Annotated in this window: 11 protein-coding genes, 1 tRNA gene and 6 pseudogenes; 11 read left to right on the forward strand and 7 right to left on the reverse strand. The window is 68.3% G+C overall.

What is annotated here, in order from left to right; genetic code table 11:
• Positions 1-139 precede the first annotated feature (139 nt).
• From ACIBG6_RS39280 to ACIBG6_RS39290, 3 genes and pseudogenes are all read left to right on the forward strand, one after another.
• On the forward strand, positions 140-1,168 hold the full coding sequence (locus ACIBG6_RS39280; protein ID WP_399227572.1) for a carboxymuconolactone decarboxylase family protein: 1,029 nt from the start codon (positions 140-142) through the stop codon (positions 1,166-1,168).
• 141 nt (positions 1,169-1,309) lie between these two features.
• Positions 1,310-2,071 carry a metallophosphoesterase family protein gene (locus tag ACIBG6_RS39285; protein WP_399227582.1) on the forward strand — a complete coding sequence of 254 codons (762 nt, stop codon included), beginning with the start codon at positions 1,310-1,312 and terminating at the stop codon, positions 2,069-2,071.
• A 279-nt stretch (positions 2,072-2,350) separates the two neighbouring features.
• Positions 2,351-2,647: pseudogene (locus ACIBG6_RS39290) on the forward strand (SSI family serine proteinase inhibitor); the annotation flags it as partial.
• Between the two features lie 192 nt (positions 2,648-2,839).
• On the opposite strand, the gene ACIBG6_RS39295 reads toward ACIBG6_RS39290, so the two are convergent.
• Positions 2,840-3,373: a YrhB domain-containing protein gene (locus tag ACIBG6_RS39295; protein WP_399227573.1), complete on the reverse strand. Its 534-nt coding sequence runs from the start codon at positions 3,371-3,373 to the stop codon at positions 2,840-2,842.
• A gap of 295 nt (positions 3,374-3,668) precedes the next feature.
• Here ACIBG6_RS39295 and ACIBG6_RS39300 point away from each other — a divergent pair, with 295 nt between their 5' ends.
• The 4 genes from ACIBG6_RS39300 to ACIBG6_RS39315 all read left to right on the forward strand — a co-directional run bounded on the left by ACIBG6_RS39300 (position 3,669) and on the right by ACIBG6_RS39315 (position 6,168).
• Positions 3,669-4,256, forward strand: coding sequence for a TetR/AcrR family transcriptional regulator (locus ACIBG6_RS39300; protein WP_399227574.1), 588 nt, complete (start codon positions 3,669-3,671; stop codon positions 4,254-4,256).
• Complete coding sequence (locus ACIBG6_RS39305) at positions 4,253-4,633, forward strand: hypothetical protein (protein ID WP_399227575.1); 381 nt, start codon at positions 4,253-4,255, stop codon at positions 4,631-4,633. Before ACIBG6_RS39300 ends, ACIBG6_RS39305 begins: the two co-directional genes overlap by 4 nt.
• Before the next feature lie 288 nt (positions 4,634-4,921).
• Positions 4,922-5,003, forward strand: a tRNA-OTHER gene (locus tag ACIBG6_RS39310).
• Between the two features lie 430 nt (positions 5,004-5,433).
• Positions 5,434-6,168, forward strand: a complete 735-nt coding sequence (locus ACIBG6_RS39315) for a dienelactone hydrolase family protein (RefSeq protein ID WP_399227576.1) — start codon at positions 5,434-5,436, stop codon at positions 6,166-6,168.
• Between the two features lie 261 nt (positions 6,169-6,429).
• On the opposite strand, the pseudogene ACIBG6_RS39320 reads toward ACIBG6_RS39315, so the two are convergent.
• Positions 6,430-6,858: pseudogene (locus ACIBG6_RS39320) on the reverse strand (IS630 family transposase); the annotation flags it as partial.
• A 438-nt stretch (positions 6,859-7,296) separates the two neighbouring features.
• Between ACIBG6_RS39320 and ACIBG6_RS39325 the strand changes: the two are divergent.
• The gene (locus tag ACIBG6_RS39325; RefSeq protein ID WP_399227577.1) at positions 7,297-7,785 is read left to right on the forward strand and encodes a hypothetical protein; all 489 of its coding nucleotides are present in this window, start codon (positions 7,297-7,299) and stop codon (positions 7,783-7,785) included.
• Between the two features lie 131 nt (positions 7,786-7,916).
• Here the strand turns inward: ACIBG6_RS39325 and ACIBG6_RS39330 are convergent, their stop codons facing one another.
• Complete coding sequence (locus ACIBG6_RS39330) at positions 7,917-8,642, reverse strand: peptidoglycan-binding protein (RefSeq protein ID WP_399227578.1); 726 nt, start codon at positions 8,640-8,642, stop codon at positions 7,917-7,919.
• A 292-nt stretch (positions 8,643-8,934) separates the two neighbouring features.
• Here ACIBG6_RS39330 and ACIBG6_RS39335 point away from each other — a divergent pair, with 292 nt between their 5' ends.
• The 3 genes and pseudogenes from ACIBG6_RS39335 to ACIBG6_RS39345 all read left to right on the forward strand — a co-directional run bounded on the left by ACIBG6_RS39335 (position 8,935) and on the right by ACIBG6_RS39345 (position 11,702).
• A complete protein-coding gene (locus tag ACIBG6_RS39335) occupies positions 8,935-9,723 on the forward strand; it encodes a maleylpyruvate isomerase family mycothiol-dependent enzyme (protein WP_399227579.1) in 789 nt (262 codons plus the stop codon).
• Positions 9,724-10,155: 432 nt separating this feature from the next.
• Positions 10,156-10,950: an IS5 family transposase gene (locus tag ACIBG6_RS39340; RefSeq protein WP_399227580.1), complete on the forward strand. Its 795-nt coding sequence runs from the start codon at positions 10,156-10,158 to the stop codon at positions 10,948-10,950.
• A gap of 278 nt (positions 10,951-11,228) precedes the next feature.
• Positions 11,229-11,702, forward strand: a pseudogene (locus tag ACIBG6_RS39345) (hypothetical protein).
• Positions 11,703-11,718: 16 nt separating this feature from the next.
• On the opposite strand, the pseudogene istB reads toward ACIBG6_RS39345, so the two are convergent.
• The 4 genes and pseudogenes from istB to ACIBG6_RS39365 form a co-directional block, all read right to left on the reverse strand.
• Positions 11,719-12,423, reverse strand: a pseudogene (gene istB / locus ACIBG6_RS39350) (IS21-like element helper ATPase IstB); the annotation flags it as partial.
• Positions 12,418-12,851, reverse strand: a pseudogene (locus ACIBG6_RS39355) (hypothetical protein); the annotation flags it as partial. The pseudogenes ACIBG6_RS39355 and istB, both read right to left, overlap by 6 nt.
• A 54-nt stretch (positions 12,852-12,905) precedes the next feature.
• A complete protein-coding gene (locus tag ACIBG6_RS39360; protein WP_399227581.1) occupies positions 12,906-13,559 on the reverse strand; it encodes a hypothetical protein in 654 nt (217 codons plus the stop codon).
• An 878-nt stretch (positions 13,560-14,437) separates the two neighbouring features.
• A pseudogene (locus ACIBG6_RS39365) lies at positions 14,438-14,736 on the reverse strand (transposase); the annotation flags it as partial.

The following is a 14,736-nucleotide window of genomic DNA, read 5'->3' on the forward strand; positions in this document are numbered from 1 at the left end:
ATCAGCGCCCTCGCCGAACGCGCCATCCCCCACATCACCCAAACCCTCACCAACCAAGGCACCCCCACCACCTACGGCGCACCCACACCCACCTAACACCCCCACCAACCACACCCGCAGACCCACGCGAGGAAGGAAAATGATGTCGCACCTCCTCATCCGACCGGCCGCGCGCAGGTCACTCACCCACATCCGCCACATCCGACCCGTCCCCCCGACGGCCGCGACCGGCCTGGCCGCGGCCGTCTACGAAGAAGTCGAACGCGACTTCGGCATGCTCGCGCCACCCATCGCCCTCCACGCCCCCCAGCCACCGCTCCTCGCCGCAGCATGGACCCTCCTCCGCGAAACGCTCCTCGCCACCGGCGAACTACCACGCGCCCACAAAGAAGCCATCGCCACCGCCGTCTCCCAAGCCAACTCTTGTCCCTACTGCATCCACGTGCACACCAGCGCACTCGACGCCCTCACGCCCAACACGCTCAACAACGAAGCCCACCACCTCGCCGCCTGGGCAACCCACCCCCCAGACAAACGCCCCACCACACCCCCCACTCCACAACAACTTCCCGAAGCACTCGGCGTCGCCACGACCTTCCACTACCTCAACCGCATGGTGAACGTCTTCCTCGGCCCCGCAGCCCTCCCCGACCGCATCCCTCCCACCGCCCGACGCACCGTTACCCGCCTCTTCACCCGCGCCCTACGCAAAACCACCCACACCCACCACGAGCCAGGGCGCTCCCTCGATCTCCTCTCCCCCGCACCACTTCCCCCCGACCTCCACTGGGCCACCAACACCCCCACCATCGCCGCCGCGTTCGCCCGTGCCACCGCCACCATCACCACCGCAGCCGAACACACCATCCCCACCACCATCCGCACCCTCCTCGAAACACACCTCACCGACTGGGACGGCGCCCCCAAACCGCTCGACCTCACCTGGCTCAACACCGCCCTCGAACCACTCCCTCCCCACGACCGCCCCACCGCCCGCCTCGTCCTCCTCACCGCCTACGCCTCCTACCGCATCGACGACACCGTCATCACCCCCTTACGCGACAACGGCACCACCGACAACGACCTCCTCACCATCACCGCCTGGTCAGCCCTCACCACCGCCCGCCACACCGCCACCCACCTCGTACCGCCACCAACCAACCCGTAGCGACGCCACGACACCGTCCGGGACGACGGCGGCCACAACATCGTGATCACCGCCGAGGTGGAGACAGCTGAACGCCCCCCTGAACTACGCGCGGGGCGAAAGGTCGCACCACTCGGCTGCCTTCACCTCATAGTGGCGACCATGCTGAACCGCGTAGCCGTCCTGTCCGACATTCACGGCGTCCTGCCGGCCCTGGAGGCAGTACTCGCCGAACCAGACGTCACCGCCGCCGATCACATCGTGCTCACCGGCGACATCACCGCCGGCCCGCAACCGACCCAGGTTCTCGACCTGCTGACCAGCCTCGGCGACCGCGTCATCTGGATCAGCGGCAACGCCGACCGCGAACTCCTCGAATACCGCCGGGGACAACGCGACACGATCCCCGACCCGATCGCCCCCTGGGCAGCCGAACAACTCCGCGAGGACCATCTCGACCTTCTCGGTTCGCTTCCACGATCACTCTCACTGTCCATCAACGGCCTGGGAGAGGTGCTGTTCTGCCATGCGACCCCGCGCGACGACGAGGAGGTCGTCCTGGTCGACTCCCGCCTCGATCGCTGGAAGGAAGTCCTCAGCGGACTCGATGCCGACATCCGCACGGTGGTCTGCGGCCACACCCATATGCCGTTCGTCCGCCTCGCCCACGGCCGACTCGTGATCAACCCCGGCAGCATCGGTATGCCCTACGGACGAACCGGAGCACACTGGGCCCTGCTGGGCCCAGGCGTCGAACTCCGCACAACCTCCTTCGACCTCCAGGCCGCAGCCACCCGACTTGGCCAAGATTCGTCCTACCCTGACATCGCCGAATGGGCCGACTACTTCCTGCACGCTCGCGCGACCGACACCGACGCCCTCGCAGCCTTCGCCCCACGGGACGGACGCAACCACAGGCCGTGACACTCGCTTCCCACGCACGACACCGGGCAGCCGTACACCGGCTACACAATCAACAACGCCTACCGATCCCAGGGGCCGACATCGGCTGGGGCGCGGCCGGCGACCCGACCCGGGACTGAACCCATGAACCCATCGAGCGAGGTGACCGGCAACCTTCCCCCGCGTTGATCCGAGCATGAACAAGATCGTCACTGCCCTCGCAGCCGTGCTCTTCGCCGCCGGACTCGCCCCCGCGCGACCGCCGTCGCCCCCTCGCCGACCGAGGACACACGCCTCCACCTCACCGCCGCCCGGCCTCAGGGCGAGACCGAGGTGATCGGGAACGTCTGGCTCGACTGCCCCGCCGACGACCGCCCCGCCCACCCGCACCGCGAGGAGGCCTGCGCCGCCCTCGCCGCCGTCGACGGCGACTTCGACCGCCTGAATGCCGAACCGGACGCCACCTGCACCGCCGAGTACGCCCCCGTCACCCTGACGGCACGCGGCACGTACAAGGGCCGCACCGTCGACTGGTCCAAGACGTACGGCAACAACTGCGAGGTCACCGTCAAGACATGTCCCGTCTTCTACTTCTGACGGGGATGCCGCCCCGCGCACGCGCGTGACGCACGTCCATTCCCTGATCCCGCAACGGCGCAAGCTCGCGCATGCTGCGGCAGAGGTCAGTGGCGCCCAGAGGCGCGTCGACGCGACGAGCCTCCCGGCGAACGGGTACGGCGAGTAGACCTCTGACCGGTTTGGTAGCCGTCCGGCCGCGCAATCAGAAGGCTACTGAACCGGGCCGGCCAGTGTCGTGATCGTGCCCGGATGCCAGGGATTGCGCTCGCGGGTGAGGCTCGCCAGCTCCTCGGGTGGTTCACTTCCCGCCCTGACGATCGTCACGTATGCCTTCGCCTCCTCCATGCCTATCCGCGGGGCCTGCTTGCGCAGGTGCTGCATTGCGGCAGCGGCCCCGACGGAGTCCGCGAGGTGCCGGACGGCCGCAGCGAGTGGGTCGGGTGCTCTGATGCCCTTGACCTGCCAGAGGTAGAGCTCTTCCCAGTCCTCAGTCCACTCGGTGCCGGGAATGAAGTGGATGCTCCCGTCCTCCCGGTCCACGAGGTAGGGGCCGCCGAGGAGATTCGAGCGCCGATCAGGGCTTCGGGCGTACTCCGCCGAGCTCCAGTAGGCGAGCCACCCGACATCCCTCTCCTCGACGTGGTAGACGGCCAAGTTCGGGATCAACCGCGCCCAAGCCCAGGTCGGCCGCTCCCGCGCCAGCAGGGACTCGACCAGCTCGACCGCTCGTTCCTTGGAGATCACACTCTCCATCCTCCACCCCGGGGCAACCGAATGCGGCACCAGTCCCCCAGCTGATCCCCGGGACAGACCAAGCCGGTCAGCAAACACATCCTCACCGGCTCAGCCGGCGCCTTCAACGACACCCGAGGCACCCTCACCAGGCACTCCACCACGCCGAACAGGCGGCTGAGCAGGGCCGCCACCGTCCTCGGCCTGCTCCCATCGGGGGGGGGAACCACACCGCTGTGGCGCCGAGAACTGCTGGGACAAGTCGGCCTCTTGTTTACCTTACGGGTCGACCCGTAAGGTAAATGCCATGAGTTCTTCTCTGCCCCCCAGGGGGCGCCCCAGAGATCCCCGTTCGCACGAGGCGATCATCGGCGCGACGGCCGAGCTGGTGGTCGAGGTCGGCTACGCCGCGACATCGATCGGGGCGGTCGCCGCGCGGGCCGGTGTCGGCAAGGACACCATCTACCGGCGGTGGCCTGGCAAGCCGGAGTTGGTCTTCGAGGCCGTCTTCACGACCACCGATGACGCTCCGCCCCCGGACACCGGAACGCTGGCCGGGGATCTGACCGTGCTGCTGCAGGGCCTGGTCGACGAGTTCAGCGCGCCTGCCGCAGCCGCGGCACTCCCAGGGCTGCTCGCCGACTTCGCCGCCGATCCGGAACTGAAGGCGCGTATTCGCGGCGACTTCCTGGCCCCGTCGAAGGATCGGCTGCTGACTGTCTTCGAACGCGCGGTGGTGCGCGGGGAGATCGCGGCCGAAACGCCTGTGGACCTGGTCCTGGACACACTGGCGGGAGCTGTGTTCTTCCACGTAGGGCTGGTCGGGGAACACCCCGACCAGAAGCTGGCCGCACTTCTGGCCGCTGTCGTGGCCAAGGGAATCGAGGTCCGATGAACGGCTGGCTTCTCGCGGCTGGCACCACCGCTGTCGGCGTGGCCGCAGTGCACATCGTCGGCGGGCGCCGCGATGTGGTGCGCCCGCTGCTGTCCAGTGGGCTCGCGGACGAACCCAAGCGTGTCCTCCACGCCGTGTGGCACATGGTGAGCGTCGACTTGGTGCTTTCCGGACTCGTTCTGCTCTACCTCTCCCTGACGGACGGTACGCCGGGGACCAGCCTGGTGGCGTGGTTCGTGGCCGCGCACTTCGTCGCGTACGCGGCGGCCTTCCTGGTCGTCACGCTGTCCGTCGGCTGGCCCAGACCACTACTCCGCCTGCCCCAGTGGATTCTCCTCCTCCCTGTCGCGGTACTGGCAGTGGCGGGTGCCGCGTAGCCCCTCCCCCGGCGAGCTCTCGCGGCCGCCGCTGTCCGCCGCAGAGGCCGCGGCCTCGAACCCGTCGCCCAAGCCAATGAACATACCGGGAGCGGAGAGCGGCTGCGGGTCGACAACCTGGTCGGACGCACCTCCATGGGCGCTGCGGTGTCCGTTGCTGAACTTGAGTGGGACGCTCGCGCCTCGTGGGCGGCACCTACCGTCCGAGGGGCCAGCTGGAGCCGGTTCTTGGGGGCCTGGCGCCGTGGAGAAGGCCAGATTGCAGTGCCGCCCGACCGACACAGCCCGGCTCTCGTCGTCCAGCGGCCGAGGACACCGGTCGCCGGTTCGCCCGGAGCCGGAAACCCGGGTTCGAATCCCGGCGAGGGCTTCCTCGCGCGCGGTCGCGTATGCCTGGGGCTGGCGATGACTCAATCGCCGGCCTCGCTGCTGCGGTGGGTGACATCAAGGTCCGCGTGCGGCCAGTCCGGACCGGACGCGACTTCGCAGGCCGTGATCCTCACGCCGCCCGGCAGACCCGTCCGGATCGTTCCGGCCCGGGTGACCTGTAGTTCTTCATGTCGTCTCAGGCCGAGTCGGCACAGCGCTGTCTCAGGGACGTGGCATGGCCTGTGCCCGCGGCCGACATGGCGTCCTCCCTGATGACGTGGCTGCCGCCGCAGCCAGGGTCGCAGCGGCATCGACGTGTTCACCAGGGGCCAGAACCTGTCGTGTGCCCAGCCATGGGGCCACGCTCTCGCCGTTCCGCCGAGGGCGAAGACCGGCCCAACCGGGCTCGGGCGTCACTACAGTCCGGCCTCATGACGACGATCACCACACGTACGGTCGAGTACCCGGCCGACGGCCTGACCATGGTCGGGCACCTCGCACTCCCTTCCGGTGTCGGCCGCCGGCCCGCAGTCCTGATCGGGCCCGAAGGGCCGGGTCTGAACGACTTCCAACGACGCCGGGCCGACGCCCTCGCCGAACTGGGTTACGTAGCGCTGGCCTTCGACATCAACGGCGGACGCTGGTTCACCGACCCCGAAGAAATGCTCGCGCGCACGACCCCGTTACTCGCCGATCCCGACCGGATGCGCGGCATCGGCCACGCCGCACTCGACGTGCTGCGCGCCGAGCGACGGACCGACCCCGACCGCATCGCCGCCATCGGCTACGGCACCGGGGGCGCAATCGTGTTGGAACTCGGACGTGCCGGCGTCGACCTGCGCGCGATCGGGACAGTCAACGCACTCTTGACCGGCCGACCGGGCGAGGCAGCCCGCATCCGCTGCCCCGTCTGGGCCGGGGTCGGATCAGAAGACCCCATCATGCCGCCCGCGCAACGAGACGCGTTCGCCACCGAGATGCAGGCAGCCGGCGTCGACTGGCGCCTCACGGTCTACGGCGGAGCACTGCACGCCTTCCACCACCCGCCCGTCGACCAGACGACAGTTCCCGGCATTGGCTACCACCCGCAACACGCACACCGAGCCTGGCGCGACATCATCGACCTCCTCACCGAATGCCTTCCCTCAGAACTCCCATCGGAATGAGTTCAAGCGTCGCCAGCAGATGAGTGCGCACCCGAGAGTGCGGAAGACATCGTGGATGTCGTCGCGGATCTCCCAGCGGATCCGTAGACGGTGGAGATGAGCGAACACGTTCTCCACGAGCCAGCGTTGGGCACCCAGACGGGCGCGATGTTCGGTGCCGCGACGGGCGATCAGCGCTTCACGCCGAGATCCCAGACCAGGCTGTAGTGGTCGTAGCCGCGGTCCGCAAGGACCACATCCGGGCTGCGCCGGGGCTGGGCTACTTGGTGCCATCTCGTCCGCCGTCTTGGTCCAGGCGTAGGGCTTGGGATCGGTGTTCCATGCGGCGATCCAGTCGCGGATGTCCTGCTCCGGGGCCTGGACGGTCTTGTGGACGCCTCGCCGTATCCGTTTGTTCGTCAGCTCGGCGAACCACCGCTCCACCAGGTTGAGCCAGGACGACCCGGTCAGTGTGAAGTGCAGGTGGAACCGGGGGTGAGCCAGGAGCCAGGTCTTGATGGCCGGGGTCTTGTGGGTGGCGTAGTTGTCGAGCACCAGGTGGACCGCGAGGCCGTCCGGGACTTCCTTGTCGAGCTTGACGAGGAACTTCTTGAACTCCTCGGCCCGGTGGCGCCGGTGCAGGGAGCCGATCACCTTGCCGGTGGCCACCTCCAGAGCGGCGAACAGAGTGGTGGTGCCGGCACGGACGTACCTCGAACGCCTCACCTCATATCTGAACAGAATTCCTGACTCAGAAGACTGGCCGCACGGGCCAGTGAGACCAGACCTCGGGGCACACCACGTCCGAAAGCTGGCCACGATCACCGGCGCCTCTGATGCAACGGTCTGGACCCCGACCGACATGAAGGCCTAGACCGACCCAGCCAGCGTGTAGGGCCACCCGGGGGATCCCCTGGGTGGCCCAACACCTATGACTTACAACAGGTCTACTTGCAGGCCCGGCGCACTCCGCCAACCGTGTGACCAGCCCGGGTAACAGCCGTTCTGCACATTTTTTCGCACATTCAGGCCACCCTTCGCACGCGAGGACGACGAAGTGGCGCTGTCGGTCCCACACACCTCAGGGCGGTTGCCTGCGTCCTGCATGTGCGGAACGATCCCCGTCCATGCTCACGCAAAGGGGGCGCAATGCCGTGGGAAGACAGGAAGACCCGGTTTGTAGGTGGGGGTACGGTCACGCTCGCCGATGGGCGCGAAGTACCGGTCGTCGCCGCCTTGGTACTCAAGGTCGATCCCGACATGGTGCCGGGCTTCACCTACGACCGGCACACCAGCTGGGCCGGAAGCATCCACACAGACACCGACGACGACCTCCGGGACGCCGCGCCAGGCCGGCTGACTCTCCCCGATGGTCGGACGGGAACGTTCATGTCGACGAGCGGGTCACCCGACCTTGTCGGTGTCTCCGGACTGGGCCCAGCTCCATTCGGTCCGGTCCACGGCGGTGAAACGGACTGGGAGACACCCGAGCTCGCCCTTGATGACGCCTCTCCCCCCGCGGGATTCGGGCCGGATGCCGCGCAGTGGGCCGCCGCGGAGCAGGAACGCGCCCAGCGGCGGGGCATGACCGCCGACGAACTCCAGGCTCGCTACCGCGTCAGATGGATCCCGGACTAACACTCCCCGGCCCCGCCAATCCGTCGGCGCGGGCAATGCTGGACGACCAGGAGCCGGGCTCAGGTACGTATCTGAGTCCGGCTCCTGGTCGTGACTGGCCCGGCGTCCCGCCCGCTCGTACCGCCGGGTGGTCAGTGGCCGCAGGCGGGTTTGGGGTAGTCGAGGTATTTCCAGGTGTTTGGGCCGACCTTGCCGTCGGCCGTGATGCCGGAGCAGCGCTGGACAGTCTTCACCCCGGTCTCGGTGTTGGCGCCGAACACGCCGTTCTCAGGGAGGGTGTAGTCATAGTTGTGGTTGAGCAGGCACTGGACCTGGGCGACGTTGGTGCCGACCATGCCCTTGGCCAGGATCACCCTGCGGTTGGGTTTGTAGTGGGCGCACGCGGTGCGCCCTTCCTCACCGAGCGACGCGGCTGTCGTCGGGGCCGTGGTGGGCGCGGTCGTCGGCGTCGCCGTCGAAGGTGCCGTGGTCGGAGCCTGGGAACCCGAAGGCGTCCTGTCCGGCGTCGCCCGCCCGCTCGGGGCGGTGGTGTTCTCGATGCCGGTCGACGCGCCCGGCGCGGGTGATCCGAGGTCTCCGGGACTGGTGCCAGGGGAGTCCTGCGGCTTGTCGTCGTTTCCTGCCGTCGTCGGGTCATCGGATGGCGGGGGCATGTCCTGGGGTGACTCTTCGTTGCCCGTGTCATCGCCCTCGTCGGCGCCTTCGGTAGCACCGGGTTGGGTTTCACCGGTGGCCTGGGGCCCGGTGGTCTGGGGCCTTGTGGGCTGGGGCCCGAGGGCGTTCTTGTCCGGATCGGGCATGGCGGCCCAGCGTCCGATGAGGAGCACCACCGTGAGCGCCAGGAGGGTGATCAGCATCTTGGCGATCTTCCCCGTCTTGGTGGCGGCCGCCGGGACGGGGACGGGGCGGACGACTGCGATCTCCTCGGCAGCGGGCGCCGGGTCCGCTGCTGGGGACGGCGAGGCTGCACCGACCGCCGACTCTGCGGGGTCGTCCTGAGCAGGGGCCGCTGGGACGGGCGGAACGGCTGCGGTGGGCTTGGCGGCCGGGGTGGTGTCCGGGCGTCCGGCGAGGACGTCCGCAATGGCCAACCGGCGGCGGCTGTGAAATCGCTGTCCGATCACCGGAGCACGGTGATAGACATCCGGCGTGGAAAAGAATCTTGAGTTCCCTGACCTGTTGCGACTGATCGATGAACGGTCGACCGCCTTCCGCGCCGTGGTCGCCGCCGCGCCCGGTCTCGACGCGCAGGTGCCGACCTGCCCCGGGTGGACGCTGTTCGATCTGGTGGAGCACCTGGGTGGGGGAGACCGTTTCTGGGCCGCCATCGTCGGCGCGGGGTCTGCCGACGCTCCCCCGGCCGAGGCCGTCGCCGCGCGCGCCGCGCTGGAAGTGCCGCAGGAGCGTGAGGCCCTGCTGGCCTGGCTGGACGCGTCGACGCAGCTTCTACTGGGCGCCCTGCGCGCGGCGGGACCGGAGAGCGGTTGCTGGACGTGGTGGCCCGCGTCGCAGTCACCGCAGACCGCCGGCGGCACCGCCCGGCACCGGGTCCAGGAGACCGCGGTGCACACCTACGACGCCCAGCTCGCCGGGGGCGCCCCGCAGCCGCTGCCGGTCGAGCTGGCACTCGACGGTGTGGAGGAGTTCCTGTACACCGTCTGCGCAACGCCGAGTGCCTGGCCGCACAAGCCCACGGCCTTCGACTTCCACGCCGCCGAGGGCCGCTCCTGGCGCCTCACCGTCGACGGCGACGGCGCACGCACCACCCGCATCCCCGCGACCGGCGAAGACTCGGACGCAGCCGGCGCCTCCGTCCACGGCACGGCCAGTGAGCTGGTCCTCTACTTGTACGACCGGATCCAGGCCGACTCCTTGCACGTTGACGGAGACGCAGGGCTGCTCGACCTGCTCCGCGCCTGGGAGCCGGAGGAGAAGTAGGACGTAGCGGGGGCTGTTGGCCGCGCCTCGAGCCGGTAAGACACGACTCTTCGCCAGGTTCGTCAGTCGCGGCACCGGACTCAAACCCGCGAGGCGGCCTCGGGGCGTCACCAAGCCGACCGTCTACCTGGATGGCAGTGCGAATTTGTCCGTCCCAGCGATCACGAGAAGCGACGCGACTGCCGTCGTCCCGATCTCGTCGAGAAGTCAGTCGATCGAGTGACTGCGGCGGCTGCCGTGCATGAGAGCAGGGCCTCTTGGTAGCTCGAAGGGTGTCAAAGCCAACGTGCGGTCCAGGAGGCCCTGTTGTCGCATTTCTACGGCAACGCGGGAGTGGGGTCCACTTCAGCCACTCTCGCGTGTGACTGTCTGGCTCACAGGTTCGGGAACGCCAGAGACCACGGGGCGCGCGAGCGTCGGTATCCCACCGACATGTCGGACGCCGAGTGGGCGGTGGTCCGGCCACTGCTGCCGGTGCCGGGCTGGCTGCGGGGCCGGGGCGGGCAACCGGAGGCTTATTGCCACCGCGCGATGCTGGAAGCGATCCGCTACCTGGTCGACAACGGCACGAAGTGGCGGGCCATGCCTGCCGACTTCCCACCGTGGGACCGGGTCTACGCGTTCTTCCGGCGCTGGCGCAACCACGATCTGGTTCGCGAGTTCCACGACCGGCTCCGCCGCCTGGTCCGCGAGCAGGCCGGGCGGGACTCGGAGCCGGGCGCGGGCGTGATCGACTCGCAGTCGGTCAAAGCGGACGCGGTCGTCGGCTCTGACAGCCGCGGCTTCGACGGCGGCAAGCTGATCAACGGGCGCAAGCGGCACGTCGTGGTCGACACCCTTGGCCTGCTGCTCGCGGTGATGGTCACCGCAGCGGATGTGGGCGACCGCGCCGCGGCCCAGGTCCTGCTCACCCAGGTCACTGCCGCCGCGCACCACCTGCTGGCCCTGGTCTGGGCCGACGGCGGATACACCGGCAGCCTCGTCGAGTACTGCCTCGCGGCCCTCGCCCTGGTCCTCGCCATCGTCAAACGCAGCGACGACATGCGCGGCTTCGTCGTGCTGCCCAAGCGGTGGATCGTCGAGCGGTTCATCGCCCACCTGATGCGAAGTCGCCGTCTCGTGCACGACTTCGAGCGTTCCATCGCCAGCGCGGAGGCGATGGTCTACTGGTCGATGACGATGCTCATGACCCGCCGCGTTGCCCGGCCACGTCCTTCGCGAGCGTGAATCGGCCAGGTGCCGGCTCAATCAGCCAGCCGCGCGCCGCCAGCCGCTTGGCCTTCGATCGCAGTGCCTCCACCTTTCCCGGTACGGGGTCCAGGCCGAAGCAGGCGGCCATTGGCTGCGTAGGTGAGACCGGAGAGCGCTTGTAGGCGGTTTCGGAGAGCGGTCTGGGTCTCTACCCCTGTGGAATGTTGCTGAGAACTGGCAGCAGGCAGTTGCGCCGGAACCTGAGTGACGTCAAGCGAATGTTGACCGTAGGCTCTCGGTGAAGGGCAGGTGCGGTGGACATCACGGTGCAGTGGATCAAGACATCCTGGACGAAGCAGTCTCGAGGCGGGGAGGCCGCTGCCCGCAGGAACGCGGCGCCGGTCGGCTTCTCGTTGTCTCAGGTGCCCTCTGGGTTTGCCCACTTCGTCCAAATGTCCGAGCGTGACAGCTTCGAACCATGTTCGAGCCAGAAAGACCTTCGCGAGATCGGTGTCAGCCTGCGGGACGAAGGCGATCGGCTCTGAGTGCTCGCTCGTGTGGAGCCGCTCTTCGGGTTGCCGCCTCGGCCGCGCAGGCCGCCGGCAGTTCGACTGCTTCCCGGGCAGTGGGTCCGCTGGCAGTTGAACTACCGGTTCACCAGCGCCCTGGGAATCCGCGGTTGGTCGTACTGGCTCGACACGTTCAACATCGCTTATGGCCCCGTCGACCGGGATGTCTTCCTGTCAGAGCCGACCGTAATCGTCGATGAGTGCGGGCCAGTTCGATAGAGCAGGCGGACTGCGCTCAGACGGCTGCTCGTTCCGCTTGGGCGCGTGTGGTGGCGAGACGGTAGGAGTCGGTGCCGGTCTCGATGATGTTGCCGCCGAAGGTGAGGCGGTCGACGATGGCCGCGCAGAGCCTGGGGTCGGTGAAGGTCTTGGTCCAGCCCGAGAAGGACTCGTTGGAGGCGATGGCGACGCTGTTCTTCTCCTCGCGTTCGGTCAGGACCTGAAAGAGGAGTTCGGCGCCGCGGCAGTCGAGTTCCATGTAGCCGAGCTCGTCGATGCAGAGCAGGTCGACGCGGCCGTAGCGGGCGATGGTCTTGGTCAGCTGCTTCTCGTCGGCGGCTTCGACGAGCTCGTTGACCAGCTTCGTCGCGAGCACGTACTTGACCGGGTGGCCGGCCATCGCGGCCTCGGTGCCGAGCGCGATCAGCAGGTGCGACTTGCCGGTTCCCGAGTCACCGATGAGGCAGAGCGGCAGGCCCTTCTTGATCCATTCGCACTTGGCGAGGGTGTGGACCATGGCCGGGTCGATGTTGGGATTGGCGTCGAAGTCGAACTTGCGCAGGGACTTGTCGCGGGGGAAGCCTGCGGCCTTGATGCGCCGCTCGGACCGGCGGCGGGCCCGGTCGTCGCACTCGGCCAGCAGGAGCTCGGAGAGGAAGCCGAGGTAGGACATCTGCTCGCGGCCGGCGGTTTCGGCGAACTCGGGAAACTGGGATTGGAGCAGGTCCGCGTCGGGCGGGCGGGGAAAGGAAATGTCCCGGGCGTAGAGCTGGGCGACGGGCAGCAGGGGCTTCGAGCCGTCGAACCACGGACGGCCCTCCCTGACACGCTCCCAGTTCGCCCGCTCCTCGGGGGTAACCTCGGGCGCCCCGGGGTCGAGACGCAGCCGCTCGGTCGCTGCGGCGAGATCGCGGGGAGGACCCGGACGTCATCCGGGGAGTGGGGCACCTGCGACGCCCTGCTGTCGTGCGGCTCGTCGCAGTGGGGCCACGGCTCCTCGGCGGGCCACAGGAGCGGACCGCCAACGGAGCTGTCGTGCACGGTAGGCGATCCCGGCCGCGGGTGCAGCCGGGTCGCCGTCCTCGCCAGCGGAGCCAGTTGAGGGAAAAGCACGGTGACGTCGAACGGCCGCGGCGGGGTGGTGAACATGGCGCTCATAGCGGTGATGCTGCCAGCAGCCGCTGACACGGCCCCTGCCTGGGTCTATTGGATCAGGGTGGTGTGGTTGGAGCACGTCGTGCAGGAGTAGAGCTGCAGATGGTTGCCTTTGGAGACCTGGATGCCGGGCGAGTTGTGCACAGGGTCGTCGTCGATCACGGCGATGCCTTGGTCCTCAGTCGGAACCCAGCCCCTCCGGTAGTCGCGGGACTCCTCCGAGGCGATGGTCAGCAGCGGGGCCATCACGGTTCCGCAGTTGATGCAGAACCGGGCGGCGGGGTCGGTCAGGCCCCACGGCGGCCACCCGCCGACCTTCCACCCCGGGGCCTCGGACAGTTCGTCGGAGTAGTACTCCTGCGGCTCCTCGTAGGCATCGTCCATCACGATGCCGGCCGCCCGCCAGGCGCTCCAGTTGTTGACCTTTTCTCGTAGTTGTTCGCTCAACTCTAGGAAGTTGGGGTACTCGGTGACCTGCTCCGGGGACAGCACACACGGCTTCGGTATGTAGCCGTACTGGACGTCGGTCGGAGTGGGCGGGGAGGTGAGGACGCTGCTGACGTCGGCGGCGGTCCGCCAGAACAGCTTGGTCGTGGGTTTGAGGTACGGCGGGTGCTCGGAGGGGCACCACAGCACTTGAAGCAGATCGGCCCGTCCGGGCGGCCGCAGCTCAGGCACGTCGCGCGCGTACAGCTGGGCCACGGGCACCAGCGGAGAGACCGGGCCCTCGTGCCACTTGTCGCAGTACAGCCATGGCTGCGAGGCGGGCCACAGCAGCGGCCCGCCGACCGAGCTGTCGTAGAGCGAGGGAGAGCCAGGCCGGGGATGCGGCCGGATCGTAGTGCGAGCCAGCGGCGCCAGTTCAGGGAAAAGCGCGCTGATGTCGCACGGCCGCGGTGGGGTGGTACGTATGCCGTTCACAGCATCGATAGTGCCAGCCGCGTCGGACAATCGAAGTGCCGAGCGGGGCCTCTGGCTGCGCAGCCGACGGGCGCACGTGGATCACAAATTCAAGATCATCTGATCGCCTCGTCCAGGCTTGCCCCGGCGACACCCTTCACGAGAGGACACCGTCAGCTCCGAGTACGCAAGCCCCTTAACCTGCGCGCCCACCAGCCCCGGACGTCCTCCCCGTGAGCTCCCACCACAACGCCCCGACACCCACTCGCGCCGCAGCGAGAGCAGCACGTCAATCTCCTCCGCGGGAAGAGCCACAGATCAGCGCGGACAACGGACAGACGACAACCCTGTCCATAACTTCTGCTCCGCCGCCAAGCCACTCGCCAGGACGCCGGAGACGGGAAGGTACTCGGCGGCCTGGGCGAGCATCGGCTCGAAGGGCGGGGTGAGAACCACTCGGGATGGCCTCCTTCACCGCGCTCCGGGCCCTGCATCCCACAGCCTCCCCCGGTCAGGCGCGTACGGCTTGCCGATGCGGCCAGAGGGCCCTGCCGCGTCAGGCTCCAGGGTGGCTGGCTGCTTCCAGCACCCGCCGCCGCGCCGGGCACTGCGTAGAACCTCTTCCCAGGCTATCGCGGGGAAAGACACCTCATGCAGCTAGGGCCTGTGTGATGTCGTGATCACGCGGTGGTCTTGAGCAGGTCGTCGATCCAGATCATGGAGGCTCGCAGGTGGAGGCCGGCGAGGTAGCTTTCGGGCGACTTGTCATAGCGGGTGGCGATGCCTCGCCAGGCTTTCAGCTTGTTGATCAGGCGTTCGACGGTGTTCCGTTCCTTGTAGAGGTCGGCGTCGTGGCTGATGGACCGGCCGCCTCGTGGCCCTTTTTCTTGCGGTTCGCGGCCTGGTCCTTCTTCTCCGGGACGACTGCTGTGATGTTGCGTTTTCGCAGGTAGCGGCGGTTTCCGCGCGATGAGTAGGC

It is taken from the genome of Streptomyces sp. NPDC050842 (genome assembly GCF_044456565.1).
Classification (GTDB): domain Bacteria; phylum Actinomycetota; class Actinomycetes; order Streptomycetales; family Streptomycetaceae; genus Streptomyces.